A 5,695-nucleotide genomic window follows, 5' to 3' on the forward strand; every position below is an offset into this window, starting at 1 on the left:
GGGGTCCGCCAGGCCGAAGAAACCCGCCATGGAGCGGTTCACGCGGATGAAGCGGCTCTGGAGGTCCTTGAAGTAGATGAGATCCGGAAGGCTGTCCATGAGGGCGCGCAGGAGATCCTGCTCGCGAACGCCGTGAGCCGCCCCGTCCCCAAGCTGCCGCATCATGGCCTCTGACCCAGTGTATCCCCTCCTATCTGCATATACAATGCAAAATCGCACGACGTGCCGCGGGAATCGGAGGAAACCCGGGAAACGTTCAAAGCGGGGCGGACCGGGCGCGGACCACGGAGGCGGCGTCCAGGACTTCCGGGCGGCCCGTGTCCCGGTCGAGGCCTTCGATCCGCCCTTCCCCCAGAAGGACCCCGACCAGACAATGCCGCCGTCCGCCCCTCATCTCCACCTCGAGCGGCTCGCCGTGCAGCGAGGCATGAAGGACACGCTTGCGAATGCCTTCGGGCTCCGTCCCCCACTCGCGGCACGTGCGATGGTCTTCCTGCGCCGCTTCCTCCGCCTGCTCGCGCAAAGTTTCCCGCGTCAACACCGGCCGCTCCAGCTTCACCAGGTAGCCTTGCCGCTCCAGCTCGCGCCGGATCGCGTCGGGATCGTACGCCATCGGAACCGCGGCCACCCGGTCCGAAATCCGCACCAGATTCAGCCCGGCCAGCATCGCCGGATCCCGGACCTCCACCACCGCCGCGCAGGGAACGATCCGCACTTCCCCCACCCGGGATCCGATCTCCTCCAGAAGAAACGCCACCGCCTGCGGCAACGGACGGCCCGAACGCGCCTCCAGAATCGCGCGCAGCCGCAGGAGATCCTCGCCCCGCCGCGCCGCCTCCATCGCCGTCGCCCGCGTAAGCGAGAAGACCAGCACCGGCTCGACGCCCGTGATTTCCGCCGCCCGGGCCAGGGCGGCCAGCTCCTGCGGCGGAAACGCCCCCGGCGGCGCGATCACTTCTCCCGTGGGCTGCACCGTCACCGTCCCCGGCAAGCCCTCCGCCGCGCCCCCCTTGGGCGACCAGCGCAGATACTCGAGTCGGTCTCCCCGCCGCACCCCTTCCGCCAGACCGAACTGAAAAATCACCTCGCCCAGCGCCCGAACGAGACCCTCCACCCCCATGGACAATCCGATGGGGCGCATCCCCAGTTCCTTCAGCTTCTTCCGGATCGCCTCGACGGCGCGCCCGGCGGCGCAATGAAGACAAACCTTCTCCCCCGGAACGGCCTCGACCGGATCGAGCTCCTGCAAAAGCGCTTCGGCGATAACGTCGGACGTCCGCGGGCTCCCCTCCGACGCCAGGCTCCGGGCGATCCCCCGCGCCAACTCCCCCAGCCTCCGAATCCGCTCCGCCGGCGTCCCGGCCAGGTACGCCCAGCCCTCCTCGGTCGGCCGCACCCACTCGCCCCGCTCCTCCGGCTCCGCCAGACCGCCGGCCAGAGCCAGCATCGCCAGCTGCGAGGCCTCCTCCGCCGTCCATCCCAGCCGCCGCCCCAGGCGCCCCAGATCCCGGAGATTCGGATTCCCCGCGCGGGTCATCCCCACCCTCTCGCGCTCCAGGCTCGCCAGGAGCAGCGCCAGCCGCCTTCCGTCGCTCTCCGGCGGCGGCTGGAACTCCGCTCCCTCCATCTCTTCCCCGCACGACCGCTTCGGCGCCCCCGCCGGCCGCGCCGACAGCACCCGCCGCATCTCGATCGGCACCGTCACCGCATTGAAGAATCGGGTCCAGTCGGAAGCCACGCGGACCGGAGTCACGACCATCCGCCGCGCCAGATCCGCCAGCTCCGAGTCCCCCTTCGGAAGCGCGTCCACCGCGCCCTTATCCCAGGACGGCGCCTCGATCCCCGCCAGACGGCAGAATTCCCGGACCGGAATTCCTTGCGGACCGCCCGCCTCCGCCAGCTCCAGAAGATTCCGAAGAAGCCCGGCATGGACCCCTTCCAGCGTCGCCCCCGATGTGGCCGCCCGGTGAAGCCGCGCCCGGAGACGCACCTCGTCCAGCCCGGCCGCCTCCACGCGCGCCGCCGCCGCGAGCTTCCTCAGCGTCTCCAGGTCATACCCCCGCAGGGCCTCGAGGAGCGTCTCCGGGTTCCCCTCGATCAGCGGCACGGCGAAAAGCGTCTCCAACGGCGCCACCACCCGCTCCGGCGAAGGCAGCACGTACGCGAATCCCAGCTCCTGAAGCGCCGCCCGCAGGGAGGGCGAGCCGGGAAATTCGGAGGCCGGCAGCTCGCCCCCCGCCCGATGAAGCGCGTTTACGGCCTTGCGGTATTCCTTGGGAAGCGATCGGTACTTCTGGACCACCGCCTCCGGCTTCGGTATCGGCGCGGGAGGCAGCGCCAACGCCGCCCGGATCTCCTCCGTCAGCATTGCGAGATCCTCCCCACGCCGGGGGCGTACAGCGCGCCGTCGGCCACGATCTCGTAGGCGTACCCCTGCTCGGTCAGAAAGAGCTGCCGGTTCGCCGCGAACTCCTCCTCGCAGGTCCCCCGCGAAACCACCGTGTAGAATCGGGCGGCCCCGCCGCCCTTCTTGGGCCGGAGCACCCGCCCCAGACGCTGCGCCTCCTCCTGACGGGACCCGAACTGCCCCGAAACCTGAATGAGCACGTTGGCTTCGGGAAGATCGATCGAAAAGTTTCCCACTTTCGAAAGCGCCAGCCGGCGAATCTCGCCCTTCCGGAACGCCTCCAGCAGGCGGTCCCGCTCCTTGAGCCGCGTTTCCCCCGTGATCAGGGGCAGCGCGTACGCCCGGGACAGGCGGTCGAGCTGATCCAGGTATTGCCCGATCACCAGCACGCGGTCGTCGGCGTGACGCCGGAGAAGATCGTGAACCACGTCCATCTTGACGGGATTCTCCGCCGCGATCCGGAACTTCTCGCGCTCGGACGCCGAGGCGTACCGCATCCGGTCGGGTTCCCCCAGGGACACGCGGATCTCCACGCAGGAGGCCGGCGCGATCCACCCCTGCCGTTCGAGGTCCTTCCACGGGGCGTCGTACTTCTTCGGACCGATCAGGCTGAAGACGTCCGTCTCCAGGCCGTCCTCCCGGATGAGCGTGGCGGTCAGTCCCAGCCGACGGCGCGCCTGAAGGAGCGCCGTCGCGCGGAACACCTCCGCCGGCAGAAGGTGCACCTCGTCGTAGACGATGAGCCCCCAGTTCATCCGGTCGAAGAGCGCAAAGTGCGTAAACTCTCCCTCCTTGCGCCGCCGATGGGTCAGGATCTGGTACGTCGCCAGCGTCACGGGACGCAGGTCCTTGGCCTCGCCGCTGTACGCTCCGATTTCCTCGGGACGGATCGTGGTCTTCTCGAGCAGCTCGCGGCGCCATTGATGAAGCGCCATCCCGCCCGTGCAGAGGATGAGCGTGTGGGTCCTGAGCCGCGCGATCACCTCCATGGCCACCACGGTCTTCCCCGCCCCGCAGGGAAGAACGATCACCCCGCTTCCGCCCGCGGAGGCGGCGCTGGTCGCCAGGAACGCCTCCGCCGCGTCGCGCTGGTAGCCCCGCAGCGCCACCTCGGGCCGGATCGCGGCCTCGAGCGGCGCGCCCTCCACGTAGCCCGCGCGGTCGTCCACCGGATACCCCGCCCGGGTGAGCGCCTGCTTGACGAGCCCCCGCGAGCCCGCCGGAAGCTCGAGAACCTGCGGCTCGGGCCGCCCCGAGAAAAGCGGCCGCAGATCCTTGTGCCCCCAGATCTCCTCCGCCAGCGCCGCGTCCGCGCATTCCACGGCGTAGCCCGCCCCGCGCCCCACCAGGCGCAGCCTCCCGTAGCGCGCCACCTGATCGCGGATCTCGAAGGCCACGTTGGGGGGAATCGGATACCGCGAGAAGCGCTCGAGCGCCCCCAGGATCGCGTCCGCCGAAAGTCCCGCCGCCGCCGCGTTCCAGAGCGAAAGCGGCGTCAGCCGGTACGTGTGGACGTGCTCAGGACTCTTGACGAGCTCGGCGAACCGCGCCAGCTCCGAGCGCGCCGCCTCGTACTCCGGATGCGCCACTTCGAGAAGAAGCGTGCGGTCCGACTGGACGATCAGCGGCTTGAGCGCGGCGCTCATCGTCCCCCTCTCGTGAAAAGAAACCCCATGGAACGCGGTCAATTATAGGCTCTTTCCGCGGCGTGTACACCGCTTGATTTGTGCGCGCGCATGGCCTATCTTCCGCCGGATGGATCGCGCCCGGGCGCTGTGGCTGGCGTATCTCGCGCTCTGGACGGGCGCGCTTCTGGCCTACGGGGCGGTGGCCCCGTGGGCGGCGGCGGCCTTCGCGGCCGGCCTGGCGGCCCTCTACGCCGCGGCGCTGGTCCTCCTTCCGGGACCCGTGGCGCTCTCGCGCGCGGCGCTCGGGTTCCTGGCCGGGGCGGCGGGACTCGTCCTTCTCCAGTTCCTTCCCCTCGGAGCGCTTCTTTTCCCCGACGCCCACCGCTGGCGGACCCTTCACGGCGTCGGCGGCCTGTGGCCCGGCACGGCGGACACCTTCCGGGCGGTCCATTTCGCGGCGCAGCTTTCCGCGGCCGCGCTTTCGGCGCTCCTGGTTCTCCGGCTCCGCGCCGCCGGGCTTTCCGGCTCGTTCGCGGTGCGGACCTCTCTGGCCGTCCTGGGGCTTCAGGCCGCCTGGGGGGTGACGCGCGTCTTCCTGGGGCTCGACTGGATTCCCTTCTACGACGGCTCGCGCTCCGGTCCGGAGATCGCCAGCGGAACGCTCGTGGGCCGCAACACGTTCGCGGGGCTCATGGGGATGGGCCTGGCGCTCGCGGCGGGCCTGGCCTGGTCGCGCTTCTCGTGGCCGCCCCGGACGGAGTCCGGACCGCCTTCCGTCGCGCGGCGGCTCGAGGCGGGATTGGGATGGGGTCTCCTGGCGGGTCTTTTCGCGGCGGCGGTCGTCCTTTCGCGCTCGCGGGGCGGAACGCTTTCGGCGGCGGCGGGGCTGGCGCTTCTGCCCCTTCTCCACCGCGGGCGCGCCAGCGCCGCCGGGGCGGCCCTGGTCGCCGCGCTCGGAACCGGGGCGTTTCTTGCGGCCAACCCGCGGGGGCTTCTGGAGCGCTTCGGAGCGATCGATCCTTTCGAACTCGGCGCCGACCAGCGCTGGGCGATCGTCGCGGCCACGGCGCGCGCGGCGGCGCGGCAGCCGGTCCTGGGGTTCGGCCTCGGATCCCACCCGTGGGGCTTCCATCCGTTCCAGCCGCCTTCGATGCCCGGCCAGATCCAGCACGCGCACAACGAGTACGTCAACGTCTTCTTCGAAGCGGGGCTTGCGGGTCTGGCGCTTTTTCTGGGAGGGGTGGCCCTCCTGGCGCGGCGCGCGTGGACGGACCTGCGGGCGCGCCCCTCGGCCGACCGGATGGCATACGCGGCCGCCGGAGCCGCCGTCGCGGTGCCGCTCATCCACTCCTTCGTGGACATGGACCTGCGGATCACGGCGATCGCCTCCTTCTTCGGGGCGCTCGTGGGGCTTCTGGGTTCGCTTTCGCGGCGGGGCGGGCCGCGGCCGCGCGCGGTGGGGTTCGCGGCGGCCGCCGCGGCGCTCGGAGCGGCCGGAGCGCTCGCCTTCGGGAACCTCGACGCGGGGGCGCTGGCGGAGCAGGCGCTCGGCTCGGACGTGGAGCGGGGCGAACGTCTGTGCCGCCGGGCGCTCGGGCTTTGTCCCTACGAATACCGGGCCGCGCGGGTGCGGGCGGCGGCGGCCGAGGCGCGGGGGGAC

Annotated in this window: 3 protein-coding genes; 1 reads left to right on the forward strand and 2 read right to left on the reverse strand. The window is 71.2% G+C overall.

Going from position 1 to position 5,695, the window contains the following annotated elements:
* Nucleotides 1-256 precede the first annotated feature (256 nt).
* Nucleotides 257-2,368 (reverse strand): helicase-associated domain-containing protein, encoded by a 2,112-nt coding sequence (locus VNO22_03185; protein ID HXG60356.1) that lies wholly within the window; start codon nt 2,366-2,368, stop codon nt 257-259.
* Nucleotides 2,362-4,053 (reverse strand): DNA repair helicase XPB, encoded by a 1,692-nt coding sequence (locus tag VNO22_03190; protein ID HXG60357.1) that lies wholly within the window; start codon nt 4,051-4,053, stop codon nt 2,362-2,364. The genes VNO22_03185 and VNO22_03190 overlap by 7 nt, the downstream gene beginning before the upstream one ends.
* Before the next feature lie 109 nt (nt 4,054-4,162).
* Here VNO22_03190 and VNO22_03195 point away from each other — a divergent pair.
* Nucleotides 4,163-5,695 (forward strand): O-antigen ligase family protein (locus VNO22_03195; GenBank protein ID HXG60358.1); only part of this gene is annotated, 1,533 nt, incomplete at its 3' end.

The sequence above is a fragment of the Planctomycetota bacterium genome, assembly GCA_035574235.1.
Taxonomy (GTDB): Bacteria; Planctomycetota; MHYJ01; order MHYJ01; family JACPRB01; genus DATLZA01.

Bases quoted from the DNA above. Each gene is read 5' to 3' on its own strand.
- VNO22_03185 (HXG60356.1), bottom strand. From the start codon at position 2,368: ATGCTGACGGAGGAGATCCGGGCGGCGTTGGCGCTGCCTCCCGCGCCG.
- VNO22_03190 (HXG60357.1), bottom strand. From the start codon at position 4,053: ATGAGCGCCGCGCTCAAGCCGCTGATCGTCCAGTCGGACCGCACGCTT.